Genomic DNA, 19,427 nt, shown 5'->3' on the forward strand with positions numbered 1-19,427 from the left:
GACTCGAAGTACTCCTCGAAGCTCTCCTACCGGATCAACACCCGGGACCGGCAACCGACACGGCGGATCACAGCCAAGGCCATCACGTTGCACACCGCGATAGTCCAGTAATCAAGCAACGGCATTGGCTGCCGGGCCGTCGGTGGAGAAGCGCGGGTCAACGACGACGAGTCGCTGGACGTCGGCTGGTTCGCGGTGGACGCGCTGCCGGAACTGAACGAGTTCGCACTGTTCCGGATCAAGCAGGCGATGTCCGACGCCGAGGCGCCGACATGGTTCGACACCACGGGTTTCGCCGGTTCCGAATGACCCGGACCGCGGCGTCACGGTGAGCGTCCCGCCGGACATTCCGGCGGGACGGGTTCCCGGGTGTCAGTCGCGGCCCGTGCCCCGGTAGAGGTCCAGTTCGCCGTCGAGCTCCACGGCCAGGACGGTCGCGTACTCGTCGAGGTCGGCCGCCCCGGGCGCGTCGATCCAGGTGACGCCCGGCACCTTGTCGAGGCCCCCGGTGACGTGGTGGCCCAGCTCGGTGCCCGTGCCGACGACCGAGACGCGCCGGACCGTGTTGCGCAGGCCCCGGATCGAGACGGCCTCGCGGGGCGCGTCGAAGCAGATCAGGTACAGGGTGCGCCGGTCGGCGCAGAGCGTGCTCGGGCCGTAGTGGTGCCCGGCGGGCAGCCCCGCGACCGTGCCGTACACCGAGTCGGAGTGCTTCTTGACCCAGGCGCCGAGCCCCTCCAGTCGCTCGACCTGTTCCGGGGGGATCGTGCCGTCCTCCATCGGGCCGGCCCCGAGCAGCAGGTTGCCGCCCATGCCGATCGTCTCCGTGAAGTAACGCACCAGCTGGCGCACCGACTTGAAGTCGCGGTCCGTGGCCCGGTAGCTCCACGAGTCGTTGATCGTCAGGCACAGTTCCCACGGGCCGTCCGGGGCGATCAGCGGAACACCCTGCTCGGGGGTGGCGTAGTCGCCGTAGCCGAGCATGCGGGCGTTGAGGATGGTGTCCGGGTTGCCCGCGAGGATCAGCTCGGACAGCTCCCGCATCCGCCACTGCTCCTCGGTGCGCTCCCACTCGCCGTCGAACCAGAGGACGTCGGGGCGGAAACGTTCGACCAGCTCGCCCACCTGGCCGTCGCGGTAGGCGAGATAGCGCGCCCAGGCCTCCGGGTCCTCCTCGCCGGGGCGGGCGTGGGAGTAGTCGTTGGGCTCGACGATGTGCGGGCCTGGGTGGCGCCGGCTCGCGTAGTCGGGGTGGTTCCAGTCGGAGTGCGAGTAGTAGAGGCCGACCTTCAGGTTCTGCTCGCGCAGAGCGTCGACGAAGCCGGTGACCAGGTCGCGGCCTGCCGGGGTGTCCCGGACCACGTCCAGATTCCGGTGGTCGGTGTCCCACAGGGCCACGCCGTCGTGGTGCTTGGTGGTGAGGACGGCGTACTGGGCGCCGACGCGGGCGAACAGCTCCGCCCAGGCGTGCGGGTCGTAGCGCGAGGCGGTGAAACGGTCGAGCTGTTTCATGTACTCCTCGTGCGTGACCTCGCCGGTGTAGAAGGACCACGACTCGGCCCAGCCGTCCACGGCGTAGATGCCGTAGTGGATGAAGATGCCCAGCTTGGCATCGGAGAACCAGGGTTGCATCGGCATACGCCCACGCTAGGCACGGGCTGTCGGCGCGCGCGTGGGCGGCGGTCACCATTACTGGTTCGTTCTCACCATCGGGGGCGATCGCTGTGAGACTCGTTCGCGTGACTACGGCGGCGGCGACCGCACTGACGCGCCGGGCCCCGCATGCCCTGGACCCGGCCGGGTAGGCGCCTGGCGACCATGCCCGGGGCCGACCGTGTCCCGGGCGGCCCGTACGACCACTGCTACCAGGGGACCCACCATGGAGACGCCCGCACACCATCACACCGCGACACCGGCCCGGCGGGCGCTCGACGCCTTGGCCGGCGACAGCCAGGACCCGACCGCGCTGGACGTCCTCGCGATGAGCGACGTGCTGGTTCCCGTACCGGACGACGTCAGTGACGTGGACGCCGGCGACCCCTCGACTGTCGCGCTGCCCGTCCTGGAGGAGCGGGACGGGCGGGAGGCCGTGCCCGTGTTCACCTCGGAGCCGGAGCTGGCCGGGCTGCTGCCGGCCGTCTCCCGCTACCGTCTGATCCCGCTGGGCGCACTCGCCGACCAGTGGCCCACCGGCGACCTGGCGCTCACCATAGACGCGGCCTCCCCGCATGGTCTGACGATCACCTCCGAGGGTGTACGCAGCCTGCTGGCCAGGCCGTTCGAGTACTGAACCCCCGCCCGGCTAGAGGGACTTGCCCGGGTTGAGGATGCCCCGCGGATCGAACGCGTCCTTGATGCGGCGCTGCAACGCATGGGCGGTGGGCCCCAGTTCGTCGGCGACCCACTGCCGCTTCAGCACCCCGACTCCGTGCTCGCCGGTCAAGGTCCCGCCGAGCCGCAGTGCGAGGGCGAATATCTCGCCGGCCGCCTCCCAGGCCGCGTCCGGTAGTCCGTCCAGGGCCGGGTCGACGACGATGATCGGGTGCAGGTTCCCGTCCGCCGCGTGCGCGATGGTGAACACCGGGACGTCGTGGCGCCGCGAGATGGCCCGGATCTCCCGGGCCGCCTCCGCGAGCCGGGAGCGGGGTACCGCGATGTCCTCGATGAGCGGGCGGCCCAGCCGTTCCAGCGCGGGCAGCGCGCCCCGGCGGGCGGCGAGCAGGGCCTCGGCCTCGGCGGGATCCTCGGTCCGTTCGACCGACGTCGCCCCCGTCCCGGCGAGGACCTCGGCGACCGCCGCCGCCTCCACGCCGGCACCCGCCCCGTCGCACTGCACCAGCAGCAGGGCCGCGCCCCGCTCCCGCAGCGCCGGGTCGACGGCGTGCAGCACCGGTCCGTCGACCAACTCGGCCAGTGCCGGGACGACCCCGGCCCTGCCGATCGCGTACGAGGCCTCGGCGGCTGCCTCGAAGGACGGGAAGTAGGCGGCGAGGGTGGCCGTGGCCACCGGCAGCGGGCGCAGGCGCAGGGTCGCCGAAGTGATCACCGCGAGGGTGCCCTCCGACCCGGTGAGCAGCGCGGTCAGGTCGTAGCCGGTGACACCCTTGACGGTACGGCGGCCTGTGCGCACCACCGTGCCGTCCGCGAGCACCGCCTCCAGACCGAGCACGCTGTCCCGCGTCACGCCGTACTTGGCGCAGCGCAGTCCGCCCGCGTTGGTGGCGATGTTCCCGCCGATCGTCGACAGGGCCGCGCTCGCCGGATCGGGCGCGTACCGCAGACCGTGCGCGCCCGCCGCCCGGTCCAACTCGGCGGTGATCACGCCGGGTTCGACGACGGCGAGCTGGTCGTCCGCCGACAGTTCGAGAATGCGGTCCATGCCGGACAGGTCGAGGACGAGGGTGCCCTCGCCGGCCGTCGCACCGCCCGACAGCCCGGTGCCCGCGCCACGCGGCACCACCGGCACGCGCAGGGCGTGCGCGTGCCGGAGGGTGACGGTCACGTCCTCGGTCCGCCGTGCGTGCACGACGGCGAGCGGACCGCCGAACACCCGGGTACCGGAGCGGTCGGTGGCGTGCGCGGCCAGCGTCGCCGGGTCGGTGGCCAGCCGGTCGGGCGGCAGATCACGGGCCAGGAGGCCCAGGAGCTGAGCGGATGCGGTCGTCGTCGGAGCGGTCACCGGTCGCCGTCCTCTGCGGCCGATGCCTGCGCCTCCAGTGCCTTCGTTCCGATGGCGAGCACGGAGATGTCCTCCTGAGGAGCGTGCACCGGCGCGCACTGGATGTCGCGGAAGTGGCGTTCCAGGGGGTTGCCCCGGGCCAGCCCCGGATTGCCGAGCAGCCGCACCGCCAGCCCGACCGCCTGTACGCCGTGGCGGTCAGCCAACACCCTTGCCCCCAGGGCCTGTTCGGGGGTGTACGAGGTGTCGGCGGCGTCGACCCGGGCGGCACCGCCGAAGACGAGCTGCTCGGCCCCGTCGAGCAGGACCTCGATCTCCCCGGCTGCCCGCCGGAACCGTTCCGTACGGGCCACCGGGTGACCGAGGTTGGCGGGCACCCGGGTCCGCGCGAACGTGTGGAAGTACGCCTGCGCGGCCCTCGCGACGCCCAAGTACAGGGCGGCGAGCGGCAGATGGAGGGAGGCGCCCGCCCGGTTGTCCTGTTCGGCGGCCGGACCGTACGGCGCGAGCCCGATGACGTGCTCGAACGGCACCTCCACGTCCCGGAACTTCACGTCGTGGCTGCCGCTCGCCCGTAGCCCCAACTGGTCCCAGTGGCCGCTGACTTCGATGCCGGGGGAGTCGCCGGGCACCAGGAAGGTGCCCACGCGCGGTTCCGGCTCGTCGGTGGTGGCCCACACCAGGAACCAGTCCAGGCCCTCGGCGCCGGTGACGAACCGCTTCGTCCCGCTGACCGACCAGCCGTCCCCGGTGCGCCGGGCCCGGGTGACGGGCAGTCCGCCGCGCGCTGGAGAGCCCAACTCGGGTTCCACGCGTGCGTGGTTGATGAGCACAGGGCGTACGAACGACTCCTTGACGACCCGCGCGTACAACTCCTCGGGCCAGTGCGGCTGAACGGACTGCCGACCGTGGGTGGTCAGGGTCATCGCGGCGATCAGGGCGACGGACGGGTCGCCCTGGCCGAGGGTGTGCAGGATGCGTGCGGTCTCCTCGACGCCGGCGCCCTGGCCGCCGTACCGCTCACCGATGGTGGCGGTGAGCAGGCCGGCCTCGTGGGCGGCCTTGAGGGACTCGGCGGGGAACGCGCCCGACCGGTCGTAACCGGCGGCCAGTTCGGCGATGCGGGCGGTCACAGCGTCTTCTTCAGGTCGGCGGCCAGTTCGGTGTTGAGCTTGGTGGACCAGAACGACTTCACGTCCAAGGGTTCCTTGAGCGCGCCGAGTTCGCTGAAGACGTCCGCCACCTTCTGCTGCGAGGCGATGGTGTCGTCGCCGACCGTGCGGGCCTGTGTCGGGCGCTGGGTCTGCTGGGCGACCAGGTCCTTGTTCGCCTGGGCGAGCGGCTGGTGGGTGTTCGACGACACGATCTTCGCGAACTCGGCCACGCGGCCGTCCCTGACGTACGCGTACGCCTGGGTGATCCGGGCGATGAGATCGGCCGTCGCCGCCTGCTGTGCGGGGTCCTTGAGCACGCTGTCGCGGGCCGTCCAGAGGAAGTTGCCCGACAGGATGTCCTTGCCCGAGCCGACCGTGGTGGCGCCCTGCTGGTGGGCGGTGATGATCGACGTACCGAAGGAGGCGAAGGCGTCGATGCCGCCGCCGTTCAGTGCCGCGAGGCCGTCGTTGGGCAGGAGGGGCTTGGCGTCGACGTCGGACCACTTCAGGCCCGCCTGCTTCAGCAGCTGGTAGAGGAAGTAGTGGGCGGTCGTGTTCTGGACGTAGCCGACCTTCTTGCCCTTCAGGCCGGCGATGTCGGTCACCTTCGAGCCCTTGGGGACGACGACCTCCTGGTTGAGCGTGGAGCCGCGCTGCACGGCGACGACCTTGAAGTTCGGCTTGCCGTCGGCGGCGGCGAAGATCGGCGGGATCTCGCTGGAGGAGGCGACGTCGAGGGCGTCGGCGCGGATCGCCTGGAGCTGGAGGTCACCGCCCTGGAAGACGTTCCACTTGACCTTGTAGGGGGTGTCGTCGAGGTGGGCGAACTTCAGGACCGCCTCCTCGACCTTCCAGCCGGTCGCGCCGACCTTCAGGGTGACGGCGGACTGGCCGGACGGCGATTCGGCCTGGGCCTGGCTTCCGCAGGCCGCGGTGAGGGCGAGCAGCAGGACGGCGGCGGACGTGCGCAGTGAGCGTGAGCGGCGCAACACGGAGTCTCCATAGGGGTGTTCGCAGACAGGATGGGGTGGGCGGGGAGTTGGTGAGGTCAGGCGGCCCGGGTCGTCGTCGCCGCGCGGTGGGCGAGTTCCTGGCGGACCAGCGGAAGGATGTAACGGGCGTAGTCGATCGCGTCGTTGAGCGGGTCGTAGCCCCGGATCGACAGCAGGTCGCAGCCGATGTCGACGTAGTCGAGGAGCGCCTTCGCGACGGTCTCGGGTGAGCCGACCAGGGCGGTCGAGGCGCCGGCCGCGTTGGTGGCGACGGCCGGGGCGGTCCACAGGCACCGGTCGTGGACCTCGCCCCGCTCGGCGATGTCCAGCAGCCGCTGCGAACCGACGTTCGCGGGGCGGCCGTTGGTCCGGTAGTGGCGCAGCATCTCGGTGTTCGACGTCTGGTCCTTGAGGACGCCGAGCGTGCGGTGCGCCTTCTCCCAGGCCAGTTCGTCGGTGGGCGCGATGATCGGGCGGAACGACACCCAGATACGGGGGTCGGGGCGCCCCGCGGCCCTGGCGACCGTGTTGACGGCGGTGATCTGCTCAGCCGTCTCCTTCAACGGCTCGCCCCACAGCCCGAAGATGTCACCCTGCTGCCCGCCGACCTGGTAGGCGTCCTGGGACGACCCGCCGACGGAGACCGGGACCAGTCCGTTGTAGGGCTTCACGTCCGAGTAGTAGCCCTCGAACTTGAAGTACTTGCCCTCGTGCGAGACGGGCCCGTCGGCCTGCCAGACCTTCCGCAGGATCTGGATGTACTCGTCCGAACGCTCGTACCGCTCCGACTTGTTGAGGTAGTCGCCCTCCCGGTGCTGCTCCTCGTCGCTGCCCCCGGAGATGATGTGCAGCGACAGGCGGCCGTTGCTGATCTGGTCCAGGGTGGCGAGCGCGCGGGCCGCGTGGGTCGGGAAGATCACGCCCGGCCGGTGGGCCAGGATCGGGCGGATCCGCTCGGTGTGGGTGGCGACGAACTGGGCGAGCTGGAGGGCGTCCGGGGACGCCGAGTGGTAGGCGACCAGGGTGTGGTCGAAGCCACCGTCGTCCAGGGTACGGGCGTACTTGCGGACGAAGTCGGGGTCGAAGCCGCCGGTGCGGCTGCTGGAGGCGGGGCCGTTGGATCCGGTGTCGGTGTGGACGGCGCTGATGAACTCGACAGGCATGGGGAACTTCCTTGTCGTGATGGTTACTTGAGAAGGGACGTGTCCGCCGACTTCGCCACGTCGACACTCGGGTCCAGGACACCGATGCTGTTCATGAGGTCGGCCACGTCCTGGACGGTCCTGTTCACGTCGTCGGTGATCGGCAGGACCTGGCCGTACGCCGCCGAGGCCAGCGTCTTCGCCACCGAGACGTCGGCGCCGTTGCGCTCCTGGATGGCCTTCGCGTAGGCGTCCTTGTGCGTGCTGGTCCACTTCAGGGCCGTACCGAGCCGCTTCAGGAAGTCGGACAGCGCGGCCTTCTTCGAGGAGTCGGCGAGGGCCTTGTCGGAGGCGTTGACGAAGCCGTAGCCACTGACCCGGCCGTCCGCGCCGTCGACCAGCAGCTTGCCGCCCTGCTCCAGGGCGACGGCCTGGTAGACACCGAAGATCGCCCAGACCTTGATCCTGCCGGAGGAGAAGGCGGCCTGCGCGTCGGTGGGCAGCAGGTACTGCACCTTGACGTCCTTGTAGTCCAGGCCGTTCTGCTTGAGGACGTTGGCCAGCAGGTACTCCGAGATGCTGCCCTTGGCAGAGGAGACCACGACCTTCTGGCCCTTGAGATCCTTGACGCTGTCGATGCCGGAGTCCTTGCGGACCACGAGACCGACATGTGTGCCGTCGTTCTTCAGGGCGGCGATGTTCTTGATCTTCACGCCGCCGCTGAGGGCCTGGAGCGCCGGCAGGTCGGCGGAGAAGCCGGTGTCGGCGGCGCCCGCCTGCACGGCCTGGTAGAGCGGGGCCGCGCCCTCGAACTCGGCCCACTTCACGTTGTACTTGGCGCCCTTGAGGGCCCCGGAGGCAGCGACGATGGTCTGGAGGGTCTTGGCCTGGTCGCCGATGGTGAGGGTCACTTTGGAGCCACTCCCGGCGGCGTCCGCCGAGGAGTCCGCGCCGCAGGCGGTCAGCGCCAGCAGTGCGGTGACGCTCAGCGCGGCGGTGGCGAGTCTGCGTATCACGAGGGGGTCCCTTCGAGGGTGTGTGCGGTGACGCCGAGCCAGCCGAGGAGGCGGGCGCGGAGGGTGACGAACTCGGGTGAGGTGAGGTCGCGCGGGCGGGGCAGGCCGACGGCGAGGTCGTGGGCGATGCGGCCCTCGTCCATCACCAGGACGCGGTCGGCGAGCAGCAGCGCCTCCTCCACGTCATGGGTGACCAGGAGGATCGCGCAACGGTGCCGCTGCCAGAGCTCGGCGACCAGTTGCTGCACCTTGCCGCGCGTCAGCGCGTCGAGCGCGCCGAACGGCTCGTCCAGCAGCAGGAGTTCGGGCTCGCGGACCAGGGCTCGGGCCAGCGAGACCCGCTGGGCCTGGCCGCCGGACAGTGTCTTGGGCCAGACGGTCGCGCGGTCCGCGATACCGACCTCGTCCAGCGCCTTCGCGGCGAGGGTCCGGTTCGGCCGTCCGGGCAGCCCGAGGACGACGTTGCGCCACACCTTCAGCCAGGGCAGCAGCCGCGGCGACTGGAAGGCCGCGCTGCGCCGCGCGGGCACGGTCACCTCGCCGCCGATCTCGTCGTCGAGCCCGGCAAGGATGCGCAGCAGCGTCGACTTTCCGCAGCCGCTGTGCCCGAGCAGGGCCACGAACTCGCCCTCACGGATGTCGAGATCGAGCTCGTGCAGAACGGTGTTGCCGTCGAAGGCCCGCGAAAGCCCCCGTATTTCCACGCTGTTGGCCATGGTGATCACGCCTCGCCCTCGAAGTTGGCCCGCCAGGTCAGCAGGCGGCGGGACAGGACCCGTACGGCGAAGTCGCAGGCGAGGCCGAGCAGTGCGTACACGGCGAGGCAGAGCACGATGATGTCGGTACGGAAGTACTGCTGGGCGTTGCTCATCAGATAACCGAGCCCGGCGTCCGCGTTGATCTGCTCGGCGAAGACAAGGGCGAGCCAGGCGGTGGAGAGCGCGTACCGGAGCCCCACGAGTGCTCCGGGCAGTGCGCTCGGCAGGATGACGTACTTGATCAGCCCGAGCCGGCCGAGCCCCATCATCCGTGCGGCTTCGACGAGTTGCGCGTCGGTGGACCTGATCCCGCCGTAGATGTTGAAGTACAGGGGATAGGTGACTCCGAGGGCGACCAGCGCGATCTTCGGGGTCTCCTCGATGCCGAACCAGACGATGAACAGCGGGATCAGACCCACCCAGGGGATTGCCCGGAACATGCCCATCGACGAGTCGATGACGTCCTCGCCGAGCCGGAACAGCCCGGCGAGCAGGGAGAGGACGAGCGCGATCGTCGCCCCGATGAGGAAGCCGATGGCTGCCCGGCGGCCCGACGCGGCGATGGCGCTGGGCAGTTCGCCGTTCTTCGTCAGGTCGACGGCCTGTTTCAGGACGTCCACGGGGGAGGCGAGCACCGACTCGGGCAGCACACCGGTGGCCGAGGTCAGGAACCAGAGGAGTACGAGGCCCACGGGTCCGGAGGCCCGGCGTACCGAACGCGGCAGCTGGAAGCGGCGGGTGGTGCGGGCGGCACCGCGGATCGTGACCCGGGGTGCCCGGTCAGGGGGACTGTCGGGGGGCGGCAGCGGGGCCAGGGGTGCCGCGTCGAGCGGTTTGGTCGTCATCATGGCGGGGTTCCTCTCGCGGGGCCCTGGGGCCTGGGGAAAGTCGTGGGCCTCGGGTCAGGCGGGGGCGGGGCCGGTCGCTGCCGGGCGGGTGGGATCGGCGGACCAGGCGGACCAGGAACCGGCGAAGAGGGTCGCGTCGAAACCGGCGAGGGCGAGGGCGGCGATCTGGTGGGCGGCGGTGACACCGGAACCGCAGTACACGCCGATGCGCGACGCGTCGGCGGCACCCCGGTCCTCGAACCGCTTGCGCAGCAGCTCGGGCAGCAGGAAGGTCCCGTCGGCCGCGAGGTTCTCTCCGGTGGGAGCGGAGACCGCGCCCGGGATGTGTCCCGCGCGGAGGTCGACCGGCTCCACCTCACCCCGATATCGTTCGCCGGCACGGGCGTCCAACAAAAGCCCGTCGCGGGCGAGTTCGGCGGCACCGTCGATATCGGTGAGCGGCAGTCCGCCTGCGTGTAGAACGACATCGCCGGGTTCCGGATCGGCGGGGAGGCCGGACTCCAGCGTCAGTCCTGCCGCCCGCCAGGCACCCAACGCCCCGTCCAGCAGCGTCACGTCGGTCACTCCGGCGTACCGCAGCAGCCACCAGGCCCGAGCGGCGGCGGTGTTGCCCAAGTCGTCGTAGACGACGATCGGTTGGTCCTGCCCGAGCCCCCAACTGCGAGCTGCCGCCTGCAACTCCGCGAGTTCCGGCAGTGGATGCCGGCCGCCCTCAGGGCTGGGCGGCCCGGCCAACTCGGTGTCCAGGTCGACGTACACGGCGCCCGGGATGTGTGCGTCCGCGTAGTGGTCGCGGCCGTACGGATCGCCGAGCGCCCAGCGGACGTCGAGGACGAGGGGCGGGTTCTCGGAGGCGAGGGCGTCGTGCAACTCGGCGACGGTCGTCGTCACACGCGAGGTGCTCATGCGAGACCCTTCGCGATCACGGGCAGCTCGGGGGACAGGCGCAGCCGTTCGAGGAAGAGGACGACAGTGGCGGCGGCGGTGCGGTGCAGCGCGTCGTTGAGAACGTCGTGCCGGCCACCGACGAAGGTCACGGTCCGGACGTGCCCGTGACCCTCGTAGACGCTCAGCGCCAGGTCGAGCGGGCTGACCGGGTCGTCCTTGCCGTGCAGGGCGAGCACGGGCACCTGGACCTGGTCGAGGTGCGGCTCCGGCAGATCGACGGTCGTCCCGATCGCACCGCGCCGGAAGGCGGGGTCGTCGGCGAGGCGCCCCTGGTGGGTCGGGCAGGCGGTCCGCGCCGCAAGTTCGTCGTCCCAACTCCCTGACTCCCAGGGACTGGTGGGCAGACCCACGAGAATCAGCGCGTCGACGCCCGCCGGGTGCTCGGCGGCGACCTGAAGGGCGTACCGGGTACCCGTGTCCGAGCCGACGAGGACCTTCGGGCCCGGCAGTGACTCGTCGGTGAGGAGTTTGGCCGCTTCGTCGAGCACGGACGGATCGGCGGACGGGTCGCCCAACGCCCGTACACGGTAGGCGTCGAAGGCGAGACGGCGGCCGAACCGCTCGTACACACCGCCGTGTTCGCCCCGGCCCGACAGCACGATCAGCGTGCCGCGCGCGGCGAGACCTTCGGGTTCGTCCCAGGAGGTGGGGGCGGAGGAGAGGGAGGAAGAGGACATGAGGGGGCGACTCCCGTTTCAGGGCAGGCAAAAGGGCGCGTGGAGAGAGGGAATGAGGAGAAGGACCGGAGAGAGAGGGGGAGAGGGAGGACGGCCTACCGGCAGGCGAGCAGCGGGAAGCCGATCAGTGGAGGCCGTACGGAAACGCCGGGAGGCGGCGTGGGATCAACGACAGCGCGCGCTGCACGCCACGCCGAAGTCGATGACTCGGCGCTGCGTGAGAAGGGCAGCAAATGCGGTCGGATACGCCATGCGCTCATCATGACCGGCTCCGGTGCATCACGTCCAACGACGATTCCGCATCGAAATCGATCGGAATCCGTGATCGATCGGGAATGGCGATCGATGAGCCGGGCGGGCTACGGTCACCGTATGCCCCAACCTGTGCTCGACATCGTGGCGTTGCGCAGCCTGACCGGGATCGCCGACCACGGCGGTTTCCATCGCGCGGCCCAAGCGCTCGCCCTCAGCCAGTCCGCGGTCAGCCAGCACGTCCGCCGGCTGGAGAAGACGCTGGGCCGGCCCGTCGTCGAGCGTGAGGGCCGGGGCACGCGGTTCACCCCGGAGGGCCGACTGCTGCTCGAACAGGCCCGCCGTGTCCTCGCCGTCCACGACGAGGCCGTACGCACGCTGCTCGACGTCGACGGCGACACGATCACCCTCGGCTCCACCGAGCATGCCGCCGACCAGTTCCTGCCCCTGCTGACGGCGGCCGTCGAGGCGGTGCGGCCCGGCTGTCGGGTGCGTTTCCGTATCGACCGGTCGGCGCGGCTGGTGGAGGCGGTGGAACGCGGCAGCGTCGATGTCGCCGTGTACGTCACGGAGGCCGCCGCGACGGAGGGCACATCGGTCGGTGGCCTGCCGCTGACCTGGCACGCTCCGCCCGGCTGGACGCCCCCGGCCGCTCCTGTCCCCGTCCCGCTGGTCGCGATCGAGGACCCCTGCGCCATCCGGCGCCGGGCCATCGCGACCCTCGCCGAGCAGGGCGTCCCGGCGTTGGTGGTCGGCGACGCGGGCTATCTGGCGGGCGTCCTCGACCTGGCCCGCACCGGCCGTGGCGTGGCCCTGCTGGCCACGGTGGGCCCGGCCCCCGACGGCCTCACCCCGTACGGGGGACTGCCCCCGGTCCCCCCGATCCCGATGAGCGCCCTGGCCCGCCCAGGCACGGACCCGGCCACGGTGGAGGCGGCGTTCGCGGCGGTACGACAACTACTGAGTTGAGGACAATCGCGCCCGTCAAGGGGCGCGGGGCTGTGTCGACATGCGGCTCCGCCGCGTGGGCGCGACAAGCCCCCACCGACCCGCAGCAGACGAACTACCTATCCACTCGGCTTCCCAACGTCCGCGCCAGCGCGGCACGTTGAAGCGGCAGAACCTCACCGTGCAGCTGACGCCCCCGAGCGGTCAGAGCGACCCGCACCCCCCGCCGGTCCTCCACGCACATGCTCCGCTCCACCAGTCCGTCCTTCTCCAGCCGTCCGATGAGCCGCGACAGCGCGCTCTGGCTGAGGTGGACCCGCCCGGCGATGTCCTGCACCCGGCACTGCTCGCCCGGGTCGGAGGTGTCCGTCGCGCAGGCCGCCTCGGCGACGAGGACGTCGAGCACCTCGAAGTCACTGGCACCCAGGCCGTGCGGATGCAGTGCGCGGTCGATCTCGCACATCGTGCGGGCGTGCGCCGCCAGGATGTCCCGCCACTGGTCCGCCAGCCCCGCACCGGCCTTGTTCGTTGCCATGCACCCCATGTTAATGCGTATGCATAAAAAACGACGTGGGCGAGGTGATGTGATCGCCGACTCAGGCGGATCCCCGCTTGATCAGCTCGGTGGGCAGGATCACCGCCGCCGGGTCCTCGCCGCCGATCTGCGCGAGCAGTACCCGGACCATCTCGGCGCTGATCCGGTCGTAGGGCTGCCGGATGGTCGTCAGCTGGGGCCGGGCGGCCAGGGCGGCGGAGGAGTCGTCGAAGCCGCCCACCGACACGTCCCCGGGGACGCTGCGTCCCGCCCGTTCCAGTGCCGTGAGCACGCCCTGGGCCATCAGGTCGGACGCGACGAACACGGCGTCCATGTCCGGGGCCTGGGCCAGCAGCCGTTCCGCGCCGGCCTCGCCGCTGGCCCGGCTGTAGTCGCCGGAGACGACGAGGCGGTCGTCGTGTTCGATGCCCTCCTCGGCGAGGACCTCGCGGTAGCCGGCGAGGCGTTCCACGCCGCCCGGGGTGTCGAGCGGGCCGGTGACCACGCCGATGCGGCGGCGGCCCAGCGACAGGAGATGGCGGACCATGTCCCGGGCGCCGTCGCGGTCGGCCGCGGCCACGTAGCTCACCTTGGAACCGAGGCCGATCGGCTTGCCGCACGCGACGAGCGGTACGCCCGCCTCGCACAGCTCCTGCGCGACCGGGTCACCGGAGTGGCTGGAGACCAGCAGCACCCCGTCGACATGGCCGGCGGTGATGTACCGCGTGATGCGGCGCCGTTCGTCCTCGGTGCCCGCCAGCATCAGCAGCAGCGGAATGTCGTGCGCCGCCAGTGCCTGGGTGCAACCCCGCAGCAGGACATTGAAGTTGGGGTCCTCGAAGAAGCGTTCCTGAGGCTCCGTCAGCAGGAAGCCGATCGAGTCGGAACGGCCGGTGATGAGCGAGCGGGCGTGGCGGTTCACCACGTAACCGGTCTTGCGGATAGCGGCGTTCACCGCCTCGTGCGCGGTCGGGCTGACGTAGTGCCCGCCGTTGAGTACGCGCGAGACGGTGCCTCGGGACACTCCCGCCTCGCGGGCCACGTCGTGGATCGTCGGCGGTTTGCGCCGGCCCCCGGTATTGCTCATGGTCATGACTTTACGGCTCCGGACAGCAGGTCGAGGCTCCAGAACCGCTGGATGACCAGGAACAGAGCGATGAGCGGGATGACCGCCAGGAGCGCGCCCGTGATCACCAGCGTGTAGAGGGCCGGAGTGTTCGCTCCCTGTTCGAGAAGCGTGAACAGACCCAGTGTGATCGGGAACTTCTCGTCGTCGCTGAGCATGATGTAGGGGAGCAGGAAGTTGTTCCACACGGCCACGAACTGGAACAGGAACACCGTCACGAGGCCCGGGATCATCATCGGCAGCGCGACCCTGGTGAAGATGCGCCACTCGCTCGCGCCGTCCATCCGTCCGGCCTCGACCACATCGGTCGGCACCGCCGCGGCGGCGTAGATCCGCGCGAGGTAGACGCCGTACGGGGAGAGGATCAGCGGCAGCAGCACGGACGCGTACGAGTCCGTGATGTCAGCCTTCGCCAGCAGCAGGTACTGGGGGATCGCGAGGATCACCGGCGGCATCAGCACGCCCGCCATAAGGACGCTGAACACCGTCTCCCGGCCGCGGAACCGGTAGATCGCCAGCGCGTAGCCGCTGATCGCCGAGACAGCTGTCGACAGGAAGGCGCCGAGCCCGGCGTAGAGGGCGGAGTTGCCCATCCACTTCCAGTAGACGCCGTCGCGGTAGGCGCTCAGTTCCTTGATGTTGTCCGTGAAGCCGCTGCCGGGCAGGAACGTGAACGTGGAGAACAGCTCGCTGCCCGATTTTGTCGCCGCGATCACCACCCACGCGACCGGCAGCAGGCAGTACAGCGCGCCCAGCAGAAGCGTGATCGTCGGGATCAGGGCGATCCGGCTGCGCAGGGGCGGGCGTTGTGCGGTGCCGGGCCTGGTGCCCGTCGCCGCTTCCGCCTTGCCCACGGCAAGAGAACTCATCGTGCTGCCTCCTGCTTGTTACGGGAGTTCGCGGTCCGCAGGAAGCCGAACGACAGGACCAGCGTGACGATCGCGATGATCGTCGCCTCGGCCGCGGCCGAGTAGATGTCACCCTTGCCGAAGGCGTCCTGGTACACCTTCATCAGCGGACTCCACGTCGTGGACACGGAGTTGGTGAGCGGCTTGAGGGTGGTCGGCTCGCTGAACACCTGGAGCGTCGCGATGATCGAGAAGAAGAAGGTCAGCACCAGCGAGGGCGCCACCATCGGGATCTTGATCCGCAGCGCGATCTGCAGCGGGGTGGCGCCGTCCAGCTTTGCCGCCTCGTACACCTCGGCCGGGATGGACCGCAGCGCGGTGTAGATGACGATCATGTTGAAGCCGGTACCGCCCCACACCGCGATGTTCGAGAGGGCGAGATACAGCGGACCGCCGTCCAGCAGGTCCGGCTGCGGCATCCCCAGCTTGTCCAGGACGAAGTAGAACGGGCTGACGTCCGGCAGGTACAGGAAGCCCCAGAGCAGCGCGGCGACGACGCCCGGAACGGCGTACGGCAGGAAGATCGCGAGCCGGGTGAAGGGGGTGAACCGCACCTTGTCCGCGTCGAGCATCAGCGCGAAGACGAGGGCGAGCCCCAGCATCACCGGGACCACGATCGCGCCGTAGCCGACCACGCGCAGTGCGCCGTTCAGCAACTCGTTGTCGGTGAGGGCGTCGGTGTAGTTCCCGATGCCCGCCCAGACCTCCTTGCGCGCCCCGGCACCGAGGCCCAGGCCGGAGACCTTCACCTTGTGCAGGCTCAGCCAGAGTGCGTAGCCGATGGGCAGCGCGAAGAAGAGGGCGAAGAGGATCACCGCGGGAAGGAGGAAGGCGTACGGGGCCGACCTGACCCCGTACGACCTCCGGCGTGCGTTGGTCACTCCGCGACTCCGAAGCCCTGCTTCTTCAGGTCGGCGACCGTGTCGTCCTGCATCGTCTTCAGGGCGGCACCGAAGTCCGACTTGTTCTTCGCGGCCGAGGCGAACGCGTCCTTGAAGGAGGTGTACGCCACGTTCACGTTCGGGCCCCACGCGGAGGGTGCCGTGGTCTTCGCGATCTCGGCGGCCTGGGTGTAGAAGTCCGCCTGGTTGGAGAAGAACTCGGGCGACTTGACGAACGCGCCGCTGAGCTGGGCGCCCGTGGCGGCCGGGTAGATCCCGCCCTCCTTGGCGAGCGCGGCCAGCGCGGCACGGTCGGTGTTCAGCCAGGCGGCGAACTTCGCGGCGGCCGACTTGTGGCCCGAGTCGGTGGTGACGGCGGTCGAGGAGCCGCCCCAGCTGCCCGTCACGTCCTCGCCGGCCGACCACTGGGGGAGCGGGGCCATCGCCCACTTGCCCTTGGTGTCCGGTGCGGCCGTCGTCAGTGTGCCCGGCGCCCACACCGCGCTGACCCAGGCGATCTGCTTGCCGGTGTTGAGCGCCTTGTTCCAGGCCGGGGTGTACATGGGCTGGTTGTCGATGGCGCCCTCCTTGACGAGGTCGCCCCAGAACTTGGCGACCTTCTGGGTCGCCGCGTCGTCGATACCGACCTTCCACTTCTCGCCGGAGGTCGTCCACCACTTGGCGCCGGCCTGCTGGGCCAGGCCCGCGAAGAGACCGGAGTCATTGGCGGAGAAGGTGGTGAGGTCCTTGTCCGGGGCCTTGTTCTTCAGGTCCCGGGCGGTCTGGGCGAACTCTTCCCACGTGGTCGGGACCTTCAGGCCGTACTCCTTGAAGAGGTCCTCGCGGTAGTAGAACATCATCGGCCCGATGTCCTGCGGCACCGCGTACACCGCGTCCGTGCCCAGCGTCGTCTGCTGCCAGACACCCTCGGCGAAGTCCTTCTTCGTGTCGCCGACATCGCCCGAGATGTCCGCGAGCGCGTCATTGCTGACCAGCGTCGGCAGTGCCTGGTACTCGGCCTGCACGAGGTCCGGCGCCTTCTTGGCCTTGTGCGCGGTAAGGATCTTGGTGACCAGGGTGTCGCCGGACGCCTGCTTCTTCACCGTGACGGTGATCTGCTGCTCCTTGCCCGGCCCCTTGTTCCACAGGTCGACGACCTTGTCCATGCCGGGCGTCCAGGTCCAGTACGTCAGCGACACCGGGCCCGACTGGGCGTCGCTGTCGTCGTCGGACCCGCAAGCGGCGAGTGTGGTGGCGCCGAGCGTGACGGCGACTGCGGTTGCCACGAGGCGCCACTGCTTCGTGTTCGGCATGGAACGTTCTCCCCTGACCTGGTGGGGCCCTCGCCTGCTGCGAAAGCCCGCCATCCTTCTGTGAGCGTTCACAGTAGAGAAACACACTGGACACTTGTCAATGGTTGTTGCCGTGCGGTTATCTAGGGCCCGCACTACGAAAGCTGTGTGTGCACGTTCCCAAGATATGTTCCACAGTGACCCACCAACCGGGAGACATTCCATGCCGGAGACCACCCCCACGGGCCTCACCAGGCTGGCCTTCGGCGGGGACTACAACCCCGAGCAGTGGCCGGAGAGCGTCTGGCAGGAGGATGTCCGGCTGATGCGCGAGGCCGGCGTCACGATGGTCAGCGTCGGAATTTTCTCGTGGGCCCTGCTGGAGACCGCTCCCGGGGTGTACGACTTCGGCTGGCTGAGCCGTCTGCTGGACCTGCTGCACGAGAACGGCATCCGTGCCGACCTCGGTACGCCCACGGTGGCCCCGCCGGCCTGGTTCTACCGCGAGCACCCGGACGCGCTGCCGGTCACCCCCGAGGGTGTGCGCTACGAGTTCGGCTCCCGCGCCGCGATCTGTCACAGCAACGCCGACTACCGCGCCGCCGCCGCCAACATCACCACGAAGCTCGCCGAGCGCTACGGCACCCACCCGGCGCTCGCGATGTGGCACGTGCACAACGAGTACGGCGTCCCCGTCTCGGCCTGCTACTGCGACTCCTGCGCCGACCACTTCCGCCGCTGGCTGGAGACGGCGTACGAGACGGTCGACGGCGTCAACAAGGCCTGGGGAACGGCGTTCTGGGGCCAGCGGTACGCCACCTTCGAGCAGATCAACCCGCCGCGCGCCGCACCCACGGTCGGCAACCCGGGCCAGGCACTGGACTACAAGCGGTTCGCCGACGCCACCATGCGCGAGAACTTCGTGATGGAGCGGGACATCCTGCACCGCCTGTCGCCCGGCATCCCGGTCACCACCAACTTCATGACCGCGCTCAGCCAGTGCGACTCCGTCGACTACTGGGCCTGGGGCCGCGAGGTCGACATCGTCACCAACGACCACTACCTGATCACCGACGGCCGCCGCACCCACGTCAACCTGGCGATGGCCGCCGACCTCACCCGCTCCGTCGGCGGCGGCGCCCCCTGGATCCTGCTGGAGCACTCCACCTCGGGTGTCAACTGGCAGGCCCGCAACCCCGCGAAGGCACCGGGCCAGATGGCCCGCAACTCCCTCGCCCACGTGGCCCGGGGCTCCGAGGGCGCGATGTTCTTCCAGTGGCGCCAGTCCCGGCGCGGCGCCGAGAAGTTCCACTCGGCGATGCTCCCGCACGGCGGCACGGAGACCCGCGTGTGGCGCGAGGTCGTCGAACTCGGCGCCTCCCTCGACTCGTTGGCCTCGATCCGATCCACCCGCACGGTCGCCGACGTCGCCGTCCTGTGGGACTGGCACTCCTGGTGGGCGCAGAACCTCCAGTGGCGCCCCAGCGAGGACCTCGACCCGCGAGAGCGCGCCGACGCCTTCTACGAGGCTCTGTACGACCGCCACCTCACGGTCGACTTCGCCCACCCGGAAGCCGACTTGTCGGCCTATCCCCTTGTCGTCGTCCCCGCCCTGTACCTGATGACGGAGGCCGCCGGGAACAACCTCAGGGAGTACGTCGAGAACGGCGGCACCCTCGTCGTCTCCTACTTCTCCGGCATCGTCGACGAGCACGACGCCGTGCACGAGGGCCCCTACCCGGGTGCCCTGCGCGATGTACTCGGCCTGACCGTCGAGGAGTTCTCACCGCTGCTCCAGGGCGACGCCGTGCGCATCACCGGCCCCGACGGCTCCGAGCTGACCGGCGACGTGTGGACCGAGTTCGTCGTCCCGCGCGGCGCCGAGACCGTCTGGACGTACGCCGACGGACTCACCGCCGACCAGCCGGCCGTCACCCGCCACCGCCTCGGCGAGGGCACCGCCTGGTACGTGTCGACCCGCCTCGACGCGCACGGCCTGGACGCCCTGCTCGGCTGGGCCACCGAGGACGCCGACATCGCACCCCGCGCCGACCTCCCGCACGACGTCGAACTCGTCCGCCGCACCGGCGAGTCGGGAACCTACCTGTTCGCCGTCAACCACACCGCGTCGGACACCAAGGTGCCCCTGGAGGCACCCGGCACCGAACTGCTGACGGGCGAACGAGCCGCGGGCCGCCTCGCGCTGCCCGCCGGAGCCGTCCGGGTCGTACGACTCGACGGCTGAGCCGCAAGTTCCCCTCCGCCCGTGCG

General features: G+C 70.2%; 18 protein-coding genes and 1 pseudogene. 4 read left to right on the top strand and 15 right to left on the bottom strand.

The genetic code is table 11. From position 1 onward, the window contains the following. Positions 1-129: 129 nt before the first annotated feature. Positions 130-309, top strand: a pseudogene (locus G3I71_RS37415) (NUDIX hydrolase); the annotation flags it as partial. Positions 310-372: 63 nt separating this feature from the next. Here the strand turns inward: G3I71_RS37415 and G3I71_RS37420 are convergent. Beyond that, positions 373-1,638, bottom strand: coding sequence for an alpha-L-fucosidase (locus tag G3I71_RS37420; protein ID WP_164322030.1), 1,266 nt, complete (start codon positions 1,636-1,638; stop codon positions 373-375). A 241-nt stretch (positions 1,639-1,879) separates the two neighbouring features. Here G3I71_RS37420 and G3I71_RS37425 point away from each other — a divergent pair, with 241 nt between their 5' ends. After that, positions 1,880-2,290, top strand: a complete 411-nt coding sequence (locus G3I71_RS37425; RefSeq protein ID WP_164322032.1) for an SseB family protein — start codon at positions 1,880-1,882, stop codon at positions 2,288-2,290. A gap of 12 nt (positions 2,291-2,302) precedes the next feature. Here G3I71_RS37425 and G3I71_RS37430 read toward each other — a convergent pair whose 3' ends face one another. The 9 genes from G3I71_RS37430 to G3I71_RS37470 are packed head-to-tail and all read right to left on the bottom strand — an operon-like array spanning position 2,303 to position 11,214. After that, a complete protein-coding gene (locus G3I71_RS37430; RefSeq protein ID WP_164322034.1) occupies positions 2,303-3,679 on the bottom strand; it encodes an FAD-linked oxidase C-terminal domain-containing protein in 1,377 nt (458 codons plus the stop codon). Next, positions 3,676-4,812: an acyl-CoA dehydrogenase family protein gene (locus tag G3I71_RS37435; protein ID WP_164322037.1), complete on the bottom strand. Its 1,137-nt coding sequence runs from the start codon at positions 4,810-4,812 to the stop codon at positions 3,676-3,678. Before G3I71_RS37435 ends, G3I71_RS37430 begins: the two co-directional genes overlap by 4 nt. Continuing rightward, positions 4,809-5,822, bottom strand: a complete 1,014-nt coding sequence (locus G3I71_RS37440; protein WP_164322183.1) for an ABC transporter substrate-binding protein — start codon at positions 5,820-5,822, stop codon at positions 4,809-4,811. The genes G3I71_RS37435 and G3I71_RS37440 overlap by 4 nt, the downstream gene beginning before the upstream one ends. A 59-nt stretch (positions 5,823-5,881) precedes the next feature. After that, the gene (locus tag G3I71_RS37445) at positions 5,882-6,988 is read right to left on the bottom strand and encodes an LLM class flavin-dependent oxidoreductase (RefSeq protein WP_164322039.1); all 1,107 of its coding nucleotides are present in this window, start codon (positions 6,986-6,988) and stop codon (positions 5,882-5,884) included. Positions 6,989-7,011: 23 nt separating this feature from the next. After that, positions 7,012-7,983 carry an ABC transporter substrate-binding protein gene (locus tag G3I71_RS37450; RefSeq protein WP_164322041.1) on the bottom strand — a complete coding sequence of 324 codons (972 nt, stop codon included), beginning with the start codon at positions 7,981-7,983 and terminating at the stop codon, positions 7,012-7,014. Further along, complete coding sequence (locus G3I71_RS37455; RefSeq protein ID WP_164322043.1) at positions 7,980-8,699, bottom strand: ABC transporter ATP-binding protein; 720 nt, start codon at positions 8,697-8,699, stop codon at positions 7,980-7,982. The genes G3I71_RS37450 and G3I71_RS37455 overlap by 4 nt, the downstream gene beginning before the upstream one ends. A gap of 5 nt (positions 8,700-8,704) precedes the next feature. Further along, a complete protein-coding gene (locus G3I71_RS37460; protein ID WP_164322185.1) occupies positions 8,705-9,586 on the bottom strand; it encodes an ABC transporter permease in 882 nt (293 codons plus the stop codon). Between the two features lie 57 nt (positions 9,587-9,643). After that, positions 9,644-10,495 carry a sulfurtransferase gene (locus G3I71_RS37465; RefSeq protein WP_164322045.1) on the bottom strand — a complete coding sequence of 284 codons (852 nt, stop codon included), beginning with the start codon at positions 10,493-10,495 and terminating at the stop codon, positions 9,644-9,646. Continuing rightward, positions 10,492-11,214, bottom strand: coding sequence for an alpha/beta hydrolase (locus tag G3I71_RS37470; RefSeq protein WP_164322047.1), 723 nt, complete (start codon positions 11,212-11,214; stop codon positions 10,492-10,494). The genes G3I71_RS37465 and G3I71_RS37470 overlap by 4 nt, the downstream gene beginning before the upstream one ends. A 372-nt stretch (positions 11,215-11,586) precedes the next feature. Between G3I71_RS37470 and G3I71_RS37475 the strand changes: the two genes are divergently transcribed. Next, a complete protein-coding gene (locus G3I71_RS37475) occupies positions 11,587-12,435 on the top strand; it encodes a LysR family transcriptional regulator (protein WP_164322049.1) in 849 nt (282 codons plus the stop codon). Between the two features lie 94 nt (positions 12,436-12,529). On the opposite strand, the gene G3I71_RS37480 is transcribed toward G3I71_RS37475, so the two are convergent. The 5 genes from G3I71_RS37480 to G3I71_RS37500 form a co-directional block, all read right to left on the bottom strand. Then, positions 12,530-12,949: a MarR family winged helix-turn-helix transcriptional regulator gene (locus tag G3I71_RS37480; RefSeq protein WP_164322050.1), complete on the bottom strand. Its 420-nt coding sequence runs from the start codon at positions 12,947-12,949 to the stop codon at positions 12,530-12,532. A gap of 61 nt (positions 12,950-13,010) precedes the next feature. Continuing rightward, positions 13,011-14,042 (bottom strand): LacI family DNA-binding transcriptional regulator, encoded by a 1,032-nt coding sequence (locus tag G3I71_RS37485; RefSeq protein ID WP_164322053.1) that lies wholly within the window; start codon positions 14,040-14,042, stop codon positions 13,011-13,013. After that, positions 14,039-14,944, bottom strand: coding sequence for a carbohydrate ABC transporter permease (locus tag G3I71_RS37490; protein WP_164322054.1), 906 nt, complete (start codon positions 14,942-14,944; stop codon positions 14,039-14,041). The genes G3I71_RS37485 and G3I71_RS37490 overlap by 4 nt, the downstream gene beginning before the upstream one ends. Then, positions 14,941-15,864, bottom strand: coding sequence for a carbohydrate ABC transporter permease (locus G3I71_RS37495; protein WP_164322056.1), 924 nt, complete (start codon positions 15,862-15,864; stop codon positions 14,941-14,943). The genes G3I71_RS37490 and G3I71_RS37495 overlap by 4 nt, the downstream gene beginning before the upstream one ends. Next, positions 15,861-17,177 carry an ABC transporter substrate-binding protein gene (locus G3I71_RS37500; RefSeq protein WP_164322058.1) on the bottom strand — a complete coding sequence of 439 codons (1,317 nt, stop codon included), beginning with the start codon at positions 17,175-17,177 and terminating at the stop codon, positions 15,861-15,863. The genes G3I71_RS37495 and G3I71_RS37500 overlap by 4 nt, the downstream gene beginning before the upstream one ends. A 202-nt stretch (positions 17,178-17,379) precedes the next feature. Here G3I71_RS37500 and G3I71_RS37505 point away from each other — a divergent pair, with 202 nt between their 5' ends. After that, entirely contained in the window at positions 17,380-19,401 is a 2,022-nt protein-coding gene (locus tag G3I71_RS37505; RefSeq protein WP_164322060.1) for a beta-galactosidase, read from the top strand. Positions 19,402-19,427: the final 26 nt, after the last annotated feature.

Origin of the sequence: Streptomyces sp. SID12501 (assembly GCF_010550245.1) — a bacterium.
Lineage (GTDB): Bacteria > Actinomycetota > Actinomycetes > Streptomycetales > Streptomycetaceae > Streptomyces.

What these genes read in the sequence shown, in the direction of transcription:
- G3I71_RS37490 (WP_164322054.1), bottom strand. Translation starts at nt 14,944, where the DNA reads ATGAGTTCTCTTGCCGTGGGCAAGGCGGAAGCGGCGACGGGCACCAGG.
- G3I71_RS37480 (WP_164322050.1), bottom strand. Translation starts at nt 12,949, where the DNA reads ATGGCAACGAACAAGGCCGGTGCGGGGCTGGCGGACCAGTGGCGGGAC.
- G3I71_RS37460 (WP_164322185.1), bottom strand. Translation starts at nt 9,586, where the DNA reads ATGACGACCAAACCGCTCGACGCGGCACCCCTGGCCCCGCTGCCGCCC.
- G3I71_RS37455 (WP_164322043.1), bottom strand. Translation starts at nt 8,699, where the DNA reads ATGGCCAACAGCGTGGAAATACGGGGGCTTTCGCGGGCCTTCGACGGC.
- G3I71_RS37470 (WP_164322047.1), bottom strand. Translation starts at nt 11,214, where the DNA reads ATGTCCTCTTCCTCCCTCTCCTCCGCCCCCACCTCCTGGGACGAACCC.
- G3I71_RS37465 (WP_164322045.1), bottom strand. Translation starts at nt 10,495, where the DNA reads ATGAGCACCTCGCGTGTGACGACGACCGTCGCCGAGTTGCACGACGCC.
- G3I71_RS37425 (WP_164322032.1), top strand. Translation starts at nt 1,880, where the DNA reads ATGGAGACGCCCGCACACCATCACACCGCGACACCGGCCCGGCGGGCG.
- G3I71_RS37500 (WP_164322058.1), bottom strand. Translation starts at nt 17,177, where the DNA reads ATGCCGAACACGAAGCAGTGGCGCCTCGTGGCAACCGCAGTCGCCGTC.
- G3I71_RS37475 (WP_164322049.1), top strand. Translation starts at nt 11,587, where the DNA reads ATGCCCCAACCTGTGCTCGACATCGTGGCGTTGCGCAGCCTGACCGGG.
- G3I71_RS37505 (WP_164322060.1), top strand. Translation starts at nt 17,380, where the DNA reads ATGCCGGAGACCACCCCCACGGGCCTCACCAGGCTGGCCTTCGGCGGG.
- G3I71_RS37485 (WP_164322053.1), bottom strand. Translation starts at nt 14,042, where the DNA reads ATGACCATGAGCAATACCGGGGGCCGGCGCAAACCGCCGACGATCCAC.
- G3I71_RS37445 (WP_164322039.1), bottom strand. Translation starts at nt 6,988, where the DNA reads ATGCCTGTCGAGTTCATCAGCGCCGTCCACACCGACACCGGATCCAAC.
- G3I71_RS37420 (WP_164322030.1), bottom strand. Translation starts at nt 1,638, where the DNA reads ATGCCGATGCAACCCTGGTTCTCCGATGCCAAGCTGGGCATCTTCATC.